The organism is Aliidiomarina quisquiliarum, from assembly GCF_023922585.1.
Taxonomy (GTDB): Bacteria; Pseudomonadota; Gammaproteobacteria; order Enterobacterales; family Alteromonadaceae; genus Aliidiomarina; species Aliidiomarina quisquiliarum.
Genome location: NZ_JAMFTN010000014.1, coordinates 17,954 through 36,086 on the forward strand (window position 1 = coordinate 17,954; position 18,133 = coordinate 36,086).

Below are 18,133 nucleotides of genomic sequence, written 5' to 3' on the forward strand. Positions count from 1 at the left end.
TTTCACTTATTTAAGCCTGCTTCAACATAGTCGCGAATAGTACTATTGGTAAGTATTTGCGGTAATACTTGGGGCTCTTGGCCTGGAAAGTACAATACATAAAGCGGTACGCCATTACGACCAAATTTAGCTAAATATTCGGTAATGTCAGGATCTTGCATGGTCCAGTCGCCTTTAAGCTGGGCTATATTGTATTCGGCAAATAAAGCTTGGGTGGCGTCCGTATGTAAGGCTACACGCTCGTTGGCTAAGCAAGTAATGCACCAGTCGGCCGTCATATTTACAAATACAGGCTGTTGCTGGCGCAAAGAGTCGAGCTTGGCTTGCGACCACTGATTATCGGTTGTTGCTAAGCTTGGTTGTGTATTGGCTGTTGTTTGCATGCTAAGTGCTTGAAAAAAACTAAGCCCTGCCAAGGCTAAGAATACCAACACAATGGAGCCTTGTACTCGGCTACGTGTTGCTTGAAGCTGTTGCTTGCCCCACCACCACAAAGCCGTTGCAAATAACACCACAGCAAGTAGCAACAAGGTTAAGCTGTCGATACCCGTTTGGCGACCAAACACCCACAGTAGCCACACGGTGGTAATGTACATAGGTACAGCCATCCATTGCTTGAAGGTTTCCATCCAAAGGCCGGGTTTGGGTAGAATTTTGGCAAAGCCAGGCACGAAGCCAAACAAGAGGAAAGGCGCGGCTAAACCTAAACCCAATACGGCAAAAATAAGTAAGGCTAAAGCAGGAGGTTGGGTAATGGCATAGCCCAGCGCAACGCCCATAAAAGGAGCGGTACAAGGACTAGCAATAAGAACGGCCAACACGCCGGTGGCAAAAGAGCTTTGTGCGCCGCCTTCAGGGTTAAGCAGGTTGGAATTCTGCCCTACACCCATTAAACGGGTGCCAATTTGAAACGCACCAGTTAGGTTTAAACCAATAGCCACAAACAAAAACACTAAAGCACCGATTAACCATGGGCTTTGTAGTTGAAAGCCCCAGCCCAGTGCCTGACCTGCCGCCCTAAGGGCGATGAGCGTACCGGCAATTAATAAAAAGCTAAGAACTACGCCGGCGGTGTACCACAGGCTTTCGCTACGCTGTTTATGGCTTGAGCCACTGTTAGTCAAGGCCATGGCTTTAAGTGACAGCACCGGAAATACGCAGGGCATTAAGTTTAAAATAAGACCACCAAGAAAGGCGAAAACAAACACCACTAACAGCGACAGTTCGGTTTGGTAGTCAGCACCAGAGCTTGCTGGCTCAGGTTGAACGGCAACAGCGAGAAATTCTAAACTGTGCTGCTTCGCATTAGTTGAACTGTTTGCTAATGCCAGTTGCACAGGAAAAGACTCGGGTAAATGTTTTGGGGTAAAGCCCGCAGCTTGGCTTTGTAATGGCTGGCGGATAACTACAATGTCGTCGATGTATTCAATGGTTTGTGCGGCGTTATTGGTAATTAAACCGGGCGCGCCCATATAGGCATAGGGTGCGCTAGTGGTGCTGGCTGCTTGCACTAAACTAACCGCAGCGGCCGACTCTATTAGTAAGGTGAGCTGCTCGCCCTGAATATCAAAGCGGGCTTGCCAAGGTGCAAGCTCAGGTAACTGTTGGCGAGCAGCTAAAAAATGACGCCGATGTTGTTCGAGTGCGGGGCGAGCGCTTTGTTCGCTACTGCGCGGTGCTATATTTAAAGTGACACTATGTTGTGCGTTGTTATTGACACATTCAGTGGCCGCAGTGTTGTGGCATAGTTGTAATTGAATGTTAGCGGTTAGGGTGGCGGTGATTGCGAACTCAGATGTTGCTAGCAAGGTGTCGGCATAGTCGCTAGGAATAGAAAAGTCGGTTAATAAATAGTGGTGCCCAGTAAAACCGTAGCTAGCGGGACTATTAAAACGTTGCACCGTGGGCCATTGAACGTCGTCGAAATAACTACCCTCAGGGCCTTGCCACTGCACCGTAAAACCAGCATCGGAATTAAGCCACAAGGTATGCCATTCAGGGTCTGTTTCGACTTCAATGGCAAGGGTGTAAATATGCCCAGGGGTAATGGTGGCAAACTCACTTAATAGGCGAGTTTGCACCAGGGGTTGTTGCTGCCAAGCAGAGGCTGCGTTGGCAAAACCGCTATTTTGAGTAGCCGCATGCAGCGGGCTAGAGAGCAACACTAACAGCAATAAAGGTAGCGCAACCACAGCTGATAGCCTAATGAATACGGTGTTAAAATAACGGTGCATAATTTCCCATATAGTTGTTAATCGTGTTTTCTAAGCAAGCCTTCTTGGGCAGTAGAAGCAACCAGATCACCGTTGCGATTAAATATTTCACCACGCACTAGCCCCCTAGCGTTACTGGCACTGGGCGAGTCAATAGCGTACAGTAGCCAGTCATCCATGCGAAATGGGCGATGAAACCACATGGCATGATCAAGTGACGCCATTTGTAATTTCGGGTTAGCAAAACTTTCGCCATGGGGCTGCAAGGCCGTAGGTAAAAAGTTAAAGTCGGAAGCATAGGCTAACAAATATTTATGCACTGTTTGGTCGTCGGGTAGGGCGCCATTGGCTTTAAACCATACGTATCGCTTGGCATCCATTTTGGTTGGTTCGAATGGGTTATAAGGTGTAACCGAACGCATTAAAATAGGCTTTTCGCTGGTGAACTTGTCGCGTAGGTCGTCTGGAATAAACTTCGCATAGTTTCGATGCACATCAAGGTCGGAAGCCAACCCTTCTGGGCCAGCCACTTCAGGCATAGCAGACTGGTGGTTAAAGCTTTCTTCTTCGCCATGAAATGATGCTGTCATGTGAAAAATAACCTTACCATGCTGAATGGCTTTAACTCGGCGGGTGCAAAAACTTCTACCGTCGCGAATATGCTCAACGTCGTACACCACCGGATGATTGGCATCGCCAGCCCGTAAGAAGTAGCAATGAAAAGAGTGTACTCCGCGAGCAGGTTCAACAGTTTCACGGGCGGCCGATAAAGACTGCCCCATAACTTGGCCACCAAAGAGGGCAACAAAGCCTAAATCTTGGCTTTGGCCGCGGTAAATGCCTTGTTCAATAGTTTCTAAATTCATTAACGCTAATAGTTCGTTTAATACTTTACTCATACCAATACCTTTGACTACCAACTACTTTGTTTCTAATAACATGGGGATAACCGCTGGGTTGCCATCATTAGCGGCGGCGGTTAAACCAAGAATTTTGGCCATAACTTGGTATACGTCAACCATTTCAAAACCGCTCACTTGGGTTGCATTTTTAAAATGCGGCCCGTGGGCAATAAAGATACCAAACATGTTGGTATGTTCATTGTCGTAGCCGTGGGTACCAATCATTTGGTTTAAGTCGGCTTCGGTTAGTTGCTCTAGCCACCGCTGACGGGCCCAAACATTACCTGGGTTAGCTAGTAATATAATGTCGGCAATACGACGGTGGTTAGTATATTGGAAACGCTCGGGCATGCTGTCTTTGCGTAATATTTGGCCAAATTCGGCTGGTATAGCAGCGCTTAACTGTTGATACAGCACATCGGTTTGACCAGGTAAAGGGTAAATGCTGATGGTTTCACGAGAATACACCACTTGCTGTGTAAGAGCTTTATCGAAGCTACCGTCAATAACAAAATGATTGCGTGGGTTCACTTCTTCCATACCATGGTCGGAAGTAATCATAATATTGATCTGGTCGCTTAAACCACGTTCGGCTAAGCCGGCAAGCAATACGCCTATTTCTGCGTCAATTGCTTCAAAACTAGCTTCTACTTCAGCAGAATTTGGTCCGAAGCGATGGCCAGCGGTGTCCACGTCGCTAAAATAAAGGGTAATTATGCGTGGGCGTTCAGCGGCAGGCATATCCAGCCAGCTGAGCACTTGTTCAACACGAGTACGGTTAGAAATGGAACCGTCGTAGTTAAACCAATAGCTAGGGCGTACGCCTTTTACTGCGGTTTCTGAACCGGGGAAAAAGAAAGTGGCCGCCGTTACGCCCTGTTGCTCGGCGGTAACCCAAATAGGCTCGCCGCCCCACCAGCGTGGATTTTCAACTTCTTCACGTTTACTCATGGTAAAAACTACGTCGTATTCAGGGTCGTACATATTATTATTTACTAAACCATGACTTTCGGGACGTAAACCTGTTACTAATGAATAGTGATTAGGAAAGGTTTTACTTGGAAATACAGGTTGTAAGTAGTCTGCACGGACACCGCTACGAGCTATACTTTGTATATTTGGTGCATTAAAGCGGTCAATATAGTCGTGACGGGCACCGTCGATAGAAATAAGAATGATGGTAGGCTCTAATTTATTTGTTAGTGTTGCTTCAGTAGACGAGCAAGCGCTAACAAATTGCAGGGTAAAGAGCAGAACAAATAAAGTAGGAAGAACACGAAGGGTCATGAATAAATTCCTGTGCCACATTAATTATTAGAAAGTGGTCAGTATAGCCGAGCAAAGGCAGGATTTCTCACTTATTTAGACAGGGCTTTTACTGATATAAATTTAAAATTGTGGTATTTGCTTGAATTATTTAACGACTGAGTCAAGCTTATACCGACACACGTTGTTTAAAATGGAGACGCATATATGTCAGCCAAAGATAGCTACAACACACTCAGCCAACTCGAGGTTGCAGGGGCAACGCTGAATTACTTCAGCCTTCCTAAAGCAGCAAAAACCTTAGGCGATATTGATAAGCTACCTATTTCATTAAAAGTGCTATTAGAAAACTTACTGCGCCACGAAGACGGTATAACTGTTACCAAGGAGCAAATACAGGCGGTTGTGGGCTGGTTGAAAACCAAATCATCGAGCCAAGAAATTGAATATCGGCCCGCTCGAGTATTAATGCAAGACTTTACCGGTGTACCGGCAGTGGTTGATTTAGCCGCCATGCGCGACGCGGTGGCTAAGGCTGGTTTACCCGCCAATAGTATTAACCCACTGTCGGCGGTTGACTTAGTAATAGACCACTCGGTGATGGTCGATAAGTTTGCTACGGAAACTGCTTTTGCAGAAAACGTAAAAATGGAAATGGAGCGTAATAAAGAGCGCTACGAGTTTTTACGTTGGGGCCAAAAAGCCTTTAATAACTTCCGTGTGGTACCACCAGGTACGGGAATTTGTCACCAAGTAAACCTAGAATACCTAGCTAAAGTGGCTTGGACCAGCGAGCACGACGGTAAAACCTTTGTTTACCCAGACACCTTAGTTGGCACCGACTCGCATACCACCATGATTAATGGTTTAGGTGTGCTCGGTTGGGGCGTGGGCGGTATAGAGGCAGAAGCAGCCATGCTTGGCCAGCCCATATCCATGCTAATTCCAGAAGTAGTGGGTTTTAAGCTTGAAGGTGCGCTAAAAGAAGGCGTTACCGCCACCGACTTAGTACTAACAGTAACCCAAATGCTGCGTAAGCATGGGGTGGTGGGTAAATTCGTAGAGTTTTATGGCCCTGGGCTGAAGCACTTACCACTAGCAGACCGTGCCACCATTGGTAATATGTCACCAGAATACGGTGCTACCTGTGGCTTCTTCCCGGTTGACGAAGAAACCATTACCTACTTACGTTTGTCTGGCCGTTCAGAAGAAACCATTGCTCGGGTTGAAGCCTATTATAAGGCGCAAGGCATGTGGGGCTCGGCAGAAAACGAACCTGAGTTTACTTCTACTTTAGGTTTAGACATGAGCACCGTAGAGCCTTCTTTAGCAGGCCCTACTCGGCCACAAGACCGGGTTTCAGTACCACAACTACCAGCCGCCTTTGATTTGTTTTTAAATTCACAGGGTGTTGCTTTTGGCGACGAAATGGGCGGTCCACGCCTTACGAAGGCCGATGTAAGCCCGTCGACATTAATGTGTATTGAAGGCACCGATCACGAGCTTTCGCATGGCGACGTGGTGATTGCGGCAATTACTTCATGTACCAACACCTCGAACCCCAGTGTTATGTTAGCTGCGGGCTTAGTGGCTAAAAAGGCGGTTGAACTTGGTTTACAACGTAAACCTTGGGTGAAATCGTCGTTGGCGCCAGGCTCGAAGGTAGTTACCGATTACTTGAAAGCAGCAGGCCTTGACAGCTATTTAGACCAGCTTGGCTTTGACCTGGTAGGTTACGGCTGTACCACTTGTATTGGCAACTCGGGGCCGCTTATCGACGAAGTTGCCCATGCGGTTGATAAAGGTAATTTAGTGGTGTCGTCGGTACTTTCTGGGAACCGTAACTTTGAAGGTCGTATTCACCCGCAAGTGAAAGCGAACTGGTTAGCGTCGCCACCTTTAGTGGTTGCTTACGCGCTAGCGGGAACGACCCGTATGGACATAAGTACTGCAGCGCTAGGGAACGATAAAAACGGCAACCCAGTGTACTTAAAAGACATTTGGCCAAGCAACGCCGAAATTAGCGAAGCCGTTAAAAGTGTTACCAGCGATATGTTTAAAACCCAATATAGTGCCGTTTTTGATGGCGATGAACACTGGCAAGCACTGGAAATACCCGACAGTGAAACCTATGAGTGGCGTGCTGATTCTACTTATGTGGCCAATCCGCCATTTTTTGAAGACATCGATAAACCTGCACCGGCGCCAGCAGATATTAAAGGCGCCCGGGTGCTAGCAATACTTGGCGACACTATTACTACCGACCATATTTCACCTGCGGGAGCAATACAAAGCGATTCGCCAGCCGGCAAGTACTTAAAAGAAAACGGTGTGGCGGTAAAAGACTTCAACTCCTATGGCTCACGCCGTGGTAACCATGAAGTAATGATGCGCGGTACCTTTGCTAACATTCGAATTAAAAACCTAATGTTGCCAGGTACAGAAGGGGGTATTACCCAATACCTACCTGACGGTGAACAAATGTCTATTTACGATGCTGCCATGCGTTACCAAGCTGAAGGTACACCGCTTGTGGTGCTGGCCGGTAAAGAATATGGTACCGGTTCAAGCCGCGACTGGGCCGCAAAAGGTGCACGCTTATTAGGTATTAAAGCCGTAATTGCCGAAAGCTACGAGCGTATTCACCGTTCAAACTTGGTTGGTATGGGGGTGTTGCCGTTGCAGTTTAAAGCAGGTGAGTCGGCCCAAAACATTGGTTTAACCGGTGAAGAAACCATTGATATTGTGGGCCTAAGCGCCGACATTCAAGTGGGGCAAACTTTGCAAGCTGTGGGCACTAAGCCTGATGGCAGCACCGTGAAGTTCGAGGTTATTTGTCGTATTGATACGGCCAATGAAATTGCATACTTCCTTAGCGGTGGCATATTGCACCATGTGTTACGTCAGTTAGTAGAGGCGTAAAGCCGCTAAAATAGTACATTCTAGAACCAGCAAAGAAGCACGCCCCAGCTGCCAAATAAGTAAAACGGCAGCTGGGGCGTATTTGCAAATGAAAAGCTCAGTTGTTACGGTGTTCGTTTAGTTACTCCCCAGCGCGTTACTAATAAAATTTAGTAGGTGCTTGGCAAGAGGACTCGTATGAGTAAAGCAAGGTTATGGAAAGTGCTGCTTGTGAGCAGCGTACTATTTGTCTTTATTGCTTCGGCCGCAAGCCAAGAATTGCAGCTGAAGGGACCTCCAGAGCCAGTAACAGCAGGCTTTTTTCAACTCAGCTTTACTGGGGCTGAAAACCCTAGAAAAGTAATTATTCAACGTTCGGTTACTGCCGACTTCACCGACATTACCTCGCATTATTCCCCCATGGGGCACTTCAATAAGCTTGCTTTAAGCGGCTTTTCTTCGGGCGAATATTATTTTCGCGCACAAGAACAAGGCCACACCAGTAATATTGTGGTGGTTAGTGTTCAACATCATTCCTTACTTCAAGCATTCATATTGTTTTTTATTGGTGCCGCCATGTTCGTGTTATTGGTAGCTACCCTGGTGCGCTATCAGCTTGCAAAACATGCCAGCAACATAAGGAGGTTGCATGCCTAATAGTTTAGAGCCTGGCGGTTTTGCTCTTAATAGCACGATAGGCCTTAGTATTGTGGTGGTGTTTGGTATTGTTTGGATTGTGTTTGGTTGGTTTATAGGCCGTTCAAATAAAACCCACGAAGACTTTGCTCTAGCAGGCCGAAATGTAGGCTTTGCCTTTGCCACAGCCACAGCTATGGCTACCTGGGTAACCAGCAACACCACCTTAGTGGCACCGGAACTAACCTATCAGTTTGGTATTTGGGGCATGGTAGGCTATTCCTTTGCTGCCCTAGGGTTAATTCTATTTGCACCACTTTCCTCACGTATTCGCGAATTATTACCGCAAGGCTACACCAGTGGTGACTTTATTCGGTTGCGTTACGGCCATTGGGCCTGGCGTATATTTATTTTCATTTCTTTGGTGTATGCCATGGGCTGGCTGATTAGTTTAGGTATGGCGGGCGGTATTTTGCTGCAGGCGCTAAGTGGGCTTGATTACCATATAGGCATGACTGCCATTTTATTTATTTGCGTTACCTACACATTATTTGGTGGCTTAAAAGCAGTTATAGCCACCGACTTTATTCAGGCCATTATTATAATTATAGGTATTGTTCTAGTGGCCTTTTTGCTGTTATCAAATAGCGGCCTTGAGCCAATCCATAGCCACGTTAGTGTGGAGCATCCGCAGTTACTCAGCTTGCTATTTCCTGCCGCTATTATGTTTCTTTTCAACAATGTTTTTTTTGGTTTAGGTGAAATATTTCATTCCAATGTATGGTGGTCGAGGGCGTTAGCGTTTCGTAAAAAAGTAGCATTTAAAGCCTTTTTATTGGGCGGTATTTTATGGCTGCCTATTCCTATTGTGGCGGGCTTTGTAGCTTTAGCTGCACCGCAACTAGGCATTTTCCCACCTAGCCCTGATATGGTTGGCCCTAGTGTTGCCGCTCATGTGCTGGGTACCTTTGGTGCGGTGGTTGTGTTTGTAGTGGTTTTTTCAGCATTGGCGTCGAGCTTAGACTCATTGCTGGCGGCCACGTCAGACTTCGTTACGCGAGACTTATATCAAAAGCATTTACGGCCAACAGCTAGTGATACAACGTTACTGAAAGTAAATCGGCGCTCAATTATTGGGCTAGGACTTGTAACTTGGTTGTTTTGCTTGCCCCAAATAGCCACTTTAGGTGCTTTGCTTAACTTTACAGGAGCTTTTGTAGCAAGCACTATTTGGCCCATTGTAGTGGGGCTGTATAACCCTCGGCTAGCAGGTAAATGGGCCGCCTGGGCCATGGCATTAGGCACTATTGTTGGCCTAACATTTTATTTTGTGGTTGGTTTTTATGTGGCAGCGCTTAGCTCGTGCGCCGTGTCGGGCTTAATTACCTGGCTAGGCCTAAAGCAGAGTAAAACGCATTTTAATTGGAGTGCGTTAAATGAAGAGGAAAGCCTATGATTTCCTTAACCGGTTTAACCGGACTTGTAGCGATAGCACTTATATTAACAGCGCTAGCACCGCTTATTTTACTGGTGTTATTTTTTATTGATTTGAAAGCAAAAGAGATTTGGTAATTCTATGACCGTAAGTGATGCGTCTTTTAATCGTGAACGACCTGATGTGTACGGCGACGCCCACCCCAAGGCGTTGCTTCGAGCTATTCAGGAGGACGGCGATTATTTGTTAAAACTGTCGAACGAACACATTGTGTCGTCTGATCAGCTGTGTAAAAACACCCTGAAGCAACTGTTTCGATTAGCGGCAAAATATGAAAGTAACCCCACCAGGTTTAGTACACCGTTGCAGGGTAAAATTCTTATTAGTGCATTTTACGAGCCCAGTACCCGCACCCGACTCAGCTTTGAAAGTGCCTGGCACCGTTTAGGTGGCGACATTATGTCGATCACCGATAGGGCCACTACCGGTATTGCTAAAGGTGAGTGCCTCGACGATGTGGCGGAAATGTTTAATAACTACGGCGACTGCGTGGTGTTACGCGACAACAAAGAAGACTCGATTAATATTATGATGGACACCCTGCGTATTCCTATCATTAACGCCGGTAACGGTAGCGACGAACACCCTACCCAGGCCATGTCTGATTTGTATGCCATTTTCAAATGGCGGCCCGACTTGCTTGAAGGCAAGCCAACTGAAGACCAGCGTATAACCATGGGAATAGTAGGCAGGCCAGCCAAAATGCGCACGGTGCGTAGTTTATTAAAAGCCCTTGCGGTGTTTTCCGACTGTTTTAAAGAAATAGTTATTATTCATGACACCAGTTCAGACGACGCATTATTTAGCGAAGGGCAGCGAGAAGAGCTTGAAGCACAAGGTTTAAAGCTAACCTTTAGTGGCAACTTAGACCAAGAGCTGCCACGGCTTGATGTTACTTACATTAATGCAATTGCCTGGGAAGGTGACGGTTTTGAAACCTATGGCTCTAAGTTCAACCTGAATGCGAGTTCACCGCTTAAAGAAGACGGAATAATTTTACACCCCTTAGCGCGTGGTGATGAATTAGATAAAGATCTCGACGGTACGCCGCATAATTGGTATTTCAGCCAAGCACGTGGTGCCGTATTTTTACGAATGGCGTTACTAACCTGTATGGTTCAGCGCGCCGGTCGTGTTATTGATGTTGTATAAAAGGAGTCTCATTAGTTATGTGCGGAATTGCCGGTGTATTTTATGTAAACCCGAACAACATGAGCGACTCGCAACAACAGGTGTCTCAAACTTTAGTAAATATGGCTGCTATTATGCAACACCGTGGGCCCGACGGTTTTGGTTATCAGGTAATGCCTGAAGCTGGTGTGGGCTTTGGCCATGCGCGGTTATCCACCATTGACTTAAATGAAACCCGTGGGCGCCAACCCTTTGTGTCGGCCGACAATAACTTAATGTTGGCCCATAATGGCGAGTTTTATGACTTCAACCGAATTCGAGCAGACTTAACCGCGCAGGGGGCTCGCTTTGCCACTAAAACAGATTCCGAGTTGGTACTGGCGTTATACCCACACTTAGGTTTAATGAACATGCTGCCTGAATTAAGGGGCGAGTTTGCTTGTTCTATTTACGATAAAACCGCCGACACACTACATTTGGTGCGTGATCGTTTTGGGGTAAAACCACTGTATTACACTGAAACCGATAAGGGTGTGGTGTTTGGTTCGGAACTAAAAGTGTTGTTTGCTCACCCAGAGGTTAAGCGAGAGTTTAGCTCGGCAGGAATTTACCATCAGCTTATTCAAGTAATGGTGCCGGGTACCACTGCCTTTGTAGGTATTAAACAAGTACCGCCAGGGCATGTGGTTAGTGTGTCTAGAATAAATGGTAAGTTAGAAGTTAGCCAAACGAAATACTGGGACGTGAACTTTCCTCTGGCCCATGAGCATGATCAAAACCCGAATGAAGAAACCTACATTCGCGAGGTGCGGGCGCAGTTGCTTGAAGCTGTACAGCTGCGGTTGAACGCCGATGTGCCTGTAGGTTGCTACCTTTCCGGTGGTATCGACTCTTGCTCTATTTTGGGCTTAGCTGCTGCTATTAGCCAGCAGCCTATCAAAGCCTTTACAATTGGCTTTGATTCGACAGATTATGACGAAACACCTATAGCAGAAGAAATGGCTGCAGCTACGAATGCAGATCACCATATTATGACCTTAAATGGTGATGATCTTTATGATCACTTTGAACAAACACTATGGCATACGGAGCGCACCTTTTATAACACACTGGGTGTAGCAAAATACCTAATGAGTAAACAGGTTAACGCAGCAGGCTATAAAATAGTGCTAACGGGCGAAGGCTCAGATGAACTTTACGGTGGCTACCCAGCCTTTCGTAAAGACATGTTCTTACATGGCCTAGACCATTTACCGCCGGAAGAGCGGGCAGACTGGCAAGCGTTGTTAGAACAGAGTAATAAACTAGTAAAAGGCGCTATGCTGGCGCGCGAAGAGTTTGTGAGTGACGCTTTCGTGGAAAAAATGGGTTTTACACCAAGCTGTGTGCAGCCTTGGCTGTCTTGCGCTACCTATGCCGATAAATTATTAGCAGCGCCACACCGTGAAGCGCTTGGTCAGTATGATGCCGGAGCTGCCATTGCAGCCACTCTCGACCAAACCATGCTTACTGATCGTCATCCGCTCGATAAAGCCCAATATGTTTGGATAAAAACTATGTTAGAAGGGCAAATACTTACCTGGGGTGGTGATCGGGTTGATATGGCACATTCAATGGAAGCACGGCCTGCGTTTCTCGACCATCACTTAGCGGAACACGCATTTACCATTCCGCCGCACTTACGTATTAAAGGCAATAAAGAAAAGTGGGTGTTACGAGAAGCAATGAAAGGGCTGCTGCCAGAAACTCTGTATAAGCGAGAGAAGTTTGCATTTATGGCACCACCAGCTCATACAGACACGAAGAAATGGCAAGCAATGATGGTACTCGCCGAGCGTCATTTAAGTAAAGAAGCTGTTGAGCGGGCTGGTTTGCTTGATTATTACGAAGTGGAAAAGTTGTTTGCTATGCATGACGACCCAGCCATTACTGCTGAAGTGCAGGTGCAGCTTGATGCGGTGGTGAACCATATGCTCGGAGTACAAATTCTACATCAGTTCTTTGTGCAAACCGATGTGCCAGCCGACGCTGCGAAACGTGCTGCTACTTTGGGCTGGGTTGCTTAAGCTAGCGGCGCTGTGACAATTCGGTACGACGAACTTCTACCAGAACACCGAATTTAGGATGATCGAAGTAGTGTCTTTCATGGCTAATTACGCGGCGTAATTGTTTTAAGTGATAGGCCCGTAAGAAAGGCACTTCTTCCACTTCACCTTGTAGCCAGGTGTCGGCTTGGTCTTCAACACTTGAAAGTTGTTGCGAAATACTTTCAGGTTCGCGTAGGTTAAATTCCGTATCAATGTGTAAATAATTACCCACTAAGTAGACGCGTAGTAGGCCGTCGAGCTCCCAAACATTTTTTGGTAACCCGCGTGGTGGGTTGCTTGGTGCTTTCGTTAATAACTGCTCGCCTTCAGCGGGCCGCACAAAGCGAAATTTACCTTGCTCAATTGCATTTAGTAGCTCTTTTAAACGACTCAGCTGCTGCTGGCTAGGGTTTTTGTCGATCAAAAGCATAGGCGTTGGATGTGCGTCGTCGTAACTTTCGTGTTCAGGTTGCGTGGCAAAACCAAAGTAGTCGAATTCACTAGTGAAGTTATGACCACCAAACAAACGTAAATATTGGCTAGCATTACGATTAAATACCGGCTGACGCCAACTAGTGTGCAGCATAGTTCGAGCAAGACCACGCCGTTCTAATTGGTTTTTTAATTGATTAAAAGTAAGGCTTTCTTGGGTAAGTAAAAAGGGTGCAGTTTGTTCATGTATGTCGCCGCCAGCCCCAAGAATAACCTTTGGTGTTTGCTGCCAAATTTCCATGCCAGGAGCGGGTGGCGTAGGAGAATAAAGTCGATCAGTAATAATGGCATGCTCGTGATAACGGCAAAAAACATCCTGTGGAGCTAAACTAGGTAAGGGCGCAAACATTGGTTTAGTTTGATTAAGTTGGTATTCACCAACGCCATCAGGTAAGTCGCGCACCCAAGAGCACAATGGTAAGGCAGCAATAATACCACGAAGTTTATTTGGGCTTAACTGAGGAGTAATTAAGTCGAGAGCACCTTGGACAGAAATAGGCGTAATAGCATTAGGAAAAAGCTCTTCGTCGGTGTCGGGAGCACTTAAATGCCGAAACACCAATACCTCTACTTCAAACCAACGGTAGTCGCTGCTGTTTGCATTGGCGGTGGGTGTTAGTGCTACAAAGGCACTTACGGCTACGGCGAAGGCTAGGCCAACAAGGTTTGCCCCGTGATACATACGAAAATTTCCCATCAATATTTTTGTCGCCTATTGGTTCTTAATTTAGCCATGGTTAAACAGGTAGCAGCGTATTAAATAACGACTGTACCAGTTTTATTCGTGCTTGAGTATCGTCTACGACGGCTTTCACTTTAAGCCGCGTAGCCCCTTCCATAGCATAGGTTTGTGGCTCAGACTGTAATAACTTAATAATGGTTACGGGCTCTACTTTAGTGTCGGGATTAAATTCTACGTAGCCACCAAGTGGGCCAAGCTCTATTTTACGAATACCAAGCTGGCTGGCACTAATGCGTAATTCACCTAGCCGAAATAGATTCTTTGCCGGCTCGGGTAGCAAGCCAAAACGGTCAATTAATTCTACTTGCAGTTGGTCGAGTTCATGCACGCTTTGTGCTCCGGCAATGCGTTTATACATAGACAAGCGAGCATTTACGTCGTGAATGAAATCGCTCGGCAAGAGAGCCGGAATGCGTAAATCAATTTCTGTTTGTTGCTGCAATAATGCATCAAGTGAAGGTTCACGGCCTTCACGTAAGGCGGTTACAGCTTGGTCGAGCATATCCATGTAGAGCGTAAAACCAATACTTTCTATTTGGCCGCTTTGCTCGTCGCCAAGAAGCTCACCAGCGCCACGAATTTCTAAGTCGTGGGTTGCCAGTACGAAGCCTGCGCCTAAGTCTTCAAGCTGAGCAATTGCTTCAAGCCGTTTGAGCGCGTCTTTGGTCATACGCTTTGGGTTTGGTGTTAATAAATACGCATAGGCTTGGTGGTGAGAACGGCCCACTCGGCCGCGTAGCTGGTGCAATTGAGCGAGGCCTAGTCGGTCGGCTCGCTCCATAATAATAGTGTTGGCACTTGGTATGTCGATACCTGTTTCTATAATAGTGGTACACATAAGGACATTAAAACGCTGGTGATAAAAGTCGGCCATAATGCCTTCAAGTTCGCGCTCACCCATTTGCCCGTGGGCAACACGTACGGTGGCTTCGGGCACCAGTTCACGTACCTTATCGGCGGCTTCGGCTATGGTGTCAATATTGTTATGCAGGAAGTATACTTGCCCACCACGTAATATTTCTCGTAATACGGCTTCGCGAACAGTAGCTTTGTCGTATTCTCGCACAAAGGTTTTTACCGCTAAACGGCGAGCGGGTGGCGTTGCAATAATCGACAGGTCGCGAATACTGTTCATGGCCATATTTAACGTTCGCGGAATGGGCGTAGCAGTTAGGGTTAAAATATCTACTTCTGCCCGTAAACGTTTGATTTGCTCTTTTTGCCGTACGCCGAAACGGTGTTCTTCGTCGACCACTAATAAGCCCAAGTCTGCAAACTTTACATCGCTTTGTAGTAATTTGTGCGTGCCAATAACAATATCAACCTTGCCTTCTTTAAGTGCGGCAAGGGTTTCTTTGGTTTGTTTACTAGAGCGGAATCGAGACAGTACTTCAATGCGTACGGGCCAGTCGGCAAAGCGGTCTTTAAAATTATCGTAATGTTGCTGGGCCAGTAGTGTGGTGGGTACTAATACCGCTACTTGCTTGCCGCCATGCACAGCGGTAAATGAGGCTCGCATAGCTACTTCGGTTTTCCCAAAGCCTACGTCGCCACACACTAAGCGGTCCATAGCACGCGGTAATTGCATGTCGGCTAATACAGCGGCAATAGCATTAAGCTGATCGTCGGTTTCGGTAAAAGGAAAGCCGGCTGCAAAGCGATCATGCTCTTCTTTGTCTATTACAAAGGGGAAGCCAGGTTTAGCTTCCCGTTGGGCGTAAACTTCGAGTAACTCTGCAGCCACGTCACGAATTTTTTCAGCCGCTTTACGGCGCGCTTTTTCCCAATTATCACTACCTAGCTTATTTAATTGTACTTTGTCGCTGTCGCCACCGCTGTAGCGACTAATTAAATGCAAGCTGCTGACCGGTACAAATAAGCGCGTGTTGTTGGCATAACCTAAAGTAAGAAACTCCACTGCCACGCCGCCAGTGTCGAGAGTAGTAAGGCCTTGGTATTCACCAACGCCGTGTTGTAAATGCACCACTGGTTGGCCAAGCGACAGCTCGGCAAGGTTGCGGATCAGGGCGTCGGCATGCTGTTGCTGACTTTGTTCGCTGCGTCGGCGCACGTCGGGGCGCGAGCCTAACAATTCAGATTCGGTAATAACCCATAGGGGTTGCGGCTGGCCGTGCTGCTCAAGTTCGGCAATAAAAGAATGGCTTAAATTACCAATAACAATACCAATGGGAGCTTGGTCGGCTATAAAGCTGTCGAAGTGGTCGAATTCTACCGGGTGTATAGCGTGCTCACTTTGGTCTTTTTGCAGTAGCGTTAACACACTTTCACGCCGCCCTGCGGTTTCTACGACAAATAAAATGCGGGCCTGCTTTTTTTGTGCTGTTTGTAAGGCTGCATGTAATGCACTTAGGGGCTCTTTGTGACGTGGCTCCACGCGAATGTCGGGCATTGCTTTGGTGCCAAAGTGTACTGGGCCACGGGCCCGTTCAGCGGTGGGAATATCAACCCGAATACGGCGCAAGTTTTTAAAGGCGGCGTTAACTTGATCGGCCAATAAATAAATATGCTGCGGTGACATTATAGGCCGTTGTTTGTCCCAGCGGCGGTCTTCATAACGATAGTTAATGTCGAACCATAAACTGTCGAGTTGTTTTTGAATGTCGCCTTGTGTAACCAAAATACAGTCGCTAGGTAAATAGTCAAAAACCGTGGCCGTTTGTTCAAAAAACAAGGGGAAATAGTATTCAATACCGTTAGGCATAATGCCTTCGGTAACTTGTTGATAAATGGAGTCGCGAGCGGTTTGGGTTTCAAACATTTCGCGAAATTGGCGCCGGAACAGCTCAATACCTTCAGGTGTGGTAGGGAATTCACGGGCGGGCAACAGGTCAATAGCCGGCACCGTTGCTAACGACAATTGAGTTTCAGGATCAAAGGTACGAATGCTGTCTATTTCGTCATCGAAGTAGTCAATCCGAAAAGGGCTGCTGGCACCCATGGGGAAAAGGTCGAGAATAGACCCGCGTACACTGTATTCACCATGCTGCATAACTTGGTTAACGTGACGGTAGCTTGCCCGTTCAAGCCGAATACGTAAGCTTTCAACACTAACTTGCTCACCACGTTTCAGCTCTAGCGCATGGCCTTGAATAAAACTGGCCGGCGGGCAACGGTGAATTAAGGTGTTAAGAGAAACAATTAGCATACCCTGGCGCATAGCGGGCAAGCGCGCCAAAATACGTAAGCGTTCAGATATAATGTCTTGGTGAGGCGAAAAGTTATCGTAGGGCAAGGTTTCCCAGTTGGGAAGCACATGCACTTGGGCGTCGGTGTCGGCCAGAAAAAAACTTACCTCTTGTTCTAAACGGTAAGCTGCCGGAGCGTCGGCCGTTACCATAAGTATAGGCTGGGCAGAGGTTTTAATAAGCGACGCTAGGGCGAGTGCTAGGCTACTACCCTCTAGTTCTCTCCAAGTTTGGTTTAAAGTTGCCGATTCGGGAACAGGGGGCGTAACTAAAGTAGAACGTTGCATAACGAGTATTCTTTGGCCAAGACAATAAAAAAGAGGTGCTGATTATACCCCAAAGAACAGGCTTTGGTTTACTTATCCCGTTCTTGCGCACGCTTTTTAAGCAGCCGCGTTTGAGCATGCAGGCTGGCGCGAACAATTATTTCCCGATCGCTGTCGAGAATACGGCTAAAGGCGAGGGTAACTAATTGCCCTTTTTCAGTGGCTTCTAGGGCAGCAACTTCGGCATAGGCATAGATGGCCGCTGCCTGGCTGTGCTGGGCGCTGGTTAAAAATAATTTTAGTTGCACCTGCTGACCTACCACTAGCTCGCTATTATGATTAAGATAGCGAACCCCACCACCACCTAACTCAATAGTTTGTTGGCGTTGTTCGGGGTGGTCTTCATTGCGTAACACATAACCAAGCAGCAGGTTTAATTTACGGTTTTGTTGTTGTATGACTTGAGCAATAAGTTCGGCAGCTTCACCCATATGTCGTAGGGCTGCCATCGAGCTTGTTTCGGCGCTGTGTAATTCGGAAGCGAGCCGAAACACATCGGGAATTTCTTGGTTGAAAGTGTCCCAGTCGGGTAGCGCTTGCTGTAGTGCTAATGGTTGTACGTTTATAGGAACCACATCAGCAATGCTGTAGTATTCCTGATAACGTTCAAGCGCTGTGAGCTGAGGTGTGCTCATAAATTACTCCGTTTGCTAACCAGCCGTTGTGTCTGCGGCCCGTTGTCATTATCCTTAAAGCATCCTGTATCGCAAGCAATCTGTCAAAGGTTGTGTGCATG

Annotated in this window: 11 protein-coding genes; 5 read left to right on the forward strand and 6 right to left on the reverse strand. The window is 46.9% G+C overall.

The genetic code is table 11. From position 1 onward, the window contains the following. Nucleotides 1–2: 2 nt before the first annotated feature. The 3 genes from M1L23_RS02745 to M1L23_RS02755 are packed head-to-tail and all read right to left on the reverse strand — an operon-like array spanning nucleotide 3 to nucleotide 4,402. Entirely contained in the window at nucleotides 3–2,234 is a 2,232-nt protein-coding gene (locus M1L23_RS02745; protein ID WP_252625484.1) for a protein-disulfide reductase DsbD family protein, read from the reverse strand. A 17-nt stretch (nucleotides 2,235–2,251) separates the two neighbouring features. Continuing rightward, nucleotides 2,252–3,112, reverse strand: coding sequence for an acyl-CoA thioesterase II (tesB, locus tag M1L23_RS02750; protein WP_252625485.1), 861 nt, complete (start codon nucleotides 3,110–3,112; stop codon nucleotides 2,252–2,254). Between the two features lie 21 nt (nucleotides 3,113–3,133). After that, nucleotides 3,134–4,402: an alkaline phosphatase family protein gene (locus M1L23_RS02755; protein WP_252625487.1), complete on the reverse strand. Its 1,269-nt coding sequence runs from the start codon at nucleotides 4,400–4,402 to the stop codon at nucleotides 3,134–3,136. Nucleotides 4,403–4,588: 186 nt separating this feature from the next. On the opposite strand from M1L23_RS02755, the gene acnA reads away from it, so the two are divergent. The 5 genes from acnA to asnB all read left to right on the forward strand — a co-directional run bounded on the left by acnA (nucleotide 4,589) and on the right by asnB (nucleotide 12,610). Then, nucleotides 4,589–7,303 carry an aconitate hydratase AcnA gene (acnA, locus tag M1L23_RS02760; protein ID WP_252625488.1) on the forward strand — a complete coding sequence of 905 codons (2,715 nt, stop codon included), beginning with the start codon at nucleotides 4,589–4,591 and terminating at the stop codon, nucleotides 7,301–7,303. Between the two features lie 177 nt (nucleotides 7,304–7,480). Beyond that, nucleotides 7,481–7,939 (forward strand): hypothetical protein, encoded by a 459-nt coding sequence (locus M1L23_RS02765; protein ID WP_252625490.1) that lies wholly within the window; start codon nucleotides 7,481–7,483, stop codon nucleotides 7,937–7,939. Beyond that, nucleotides 7,932–9,374, forward strand: a complete 1,443-nt coding sequence (locus tag M1L23_RS02770) for a sodium:solute symporter family transporter (protein WP_252625492.1) — start codon at nucleotides 7,932–7,934, stop codon at nucleotides 9,372–9,374. Before M1L23_RS02765 ends, M1L23_RS02770 begins: the two co-directional genes overlap by 8 nt. A 120-nt stretch (nucleotides 9,375–9,494) precedes the next feature. Then, nucleotides 9,495–10,565, forward strand: coding sequence for an aspartate/ornithine carbamoyltransferase family protein (locus M1L23_RS02775; RefSeq protein WP_252625493.1), 1,071 nt, complete (start codon nucleotides 9,495–9,497; stop codon nucleotides 10,563–10,565). Nucleotides 10,566–10,582: 17 nt separating this feature from the next. Then, nucleotides 10,583–12,610, forward strand: a complete 2,028-nt coding sequence (asnB, locus tag M1L23_RS02780; protein WP_252625495.1) for an asparagine synthase (glutamine-hydrolyzing) — start codon at nucleotides 10,583–10,585, stop codon at nucleotides 12,608–12,610. Between the two features lies 1 nt (nucleotide 12,611). Here the strand turns inward: asnB and M1L23_RS02785 are convergent, their stop codons facing one another. The 3 genes from M1L23_RS02785 to M1L23_RS02795 form a co-directional block, all read right to left on the reverse strand. After that, entirely contained in the window at nucleotides 12,612–13,820 is a 1,209-nt protein-coding gene (locus tag M1L23_RS02785; protein WP_252625497.1) for a CsiV family protein, read from the reverse strand. A 40-nt stretch (nucleotides 13,821–13,860) separates the two neighbouring features. Continuing rightward, nucleotides 13,861–17,358: a transcription-repair coupling factor gene (gene mfd, locus M1L23_RS02790; protein WP_252625499.1), complete on the reverse strand. Its 3,498-nt coding sequence runs from the start codon at nucleotides 17,356–17,358 to the stop codon at nucleotides 13,861–13,863. Between the two features lie 68 nt (nucleotides 17,359–17,426). Further along, nucleotides 17,427–18,032, reverse strand: a complete 606-nt coding sequence (locus tag M1L23_RS02795; RefSeq protein ID WP_252625500.1) for a PilZ domain-containing protein — start codon at nucleotides 18,030–18,032, stop codon at nucleotides 17,427–17,429. Between the last annotated feature and the right edge of the window lie 101 nt (nucleotides 18,033–18,133).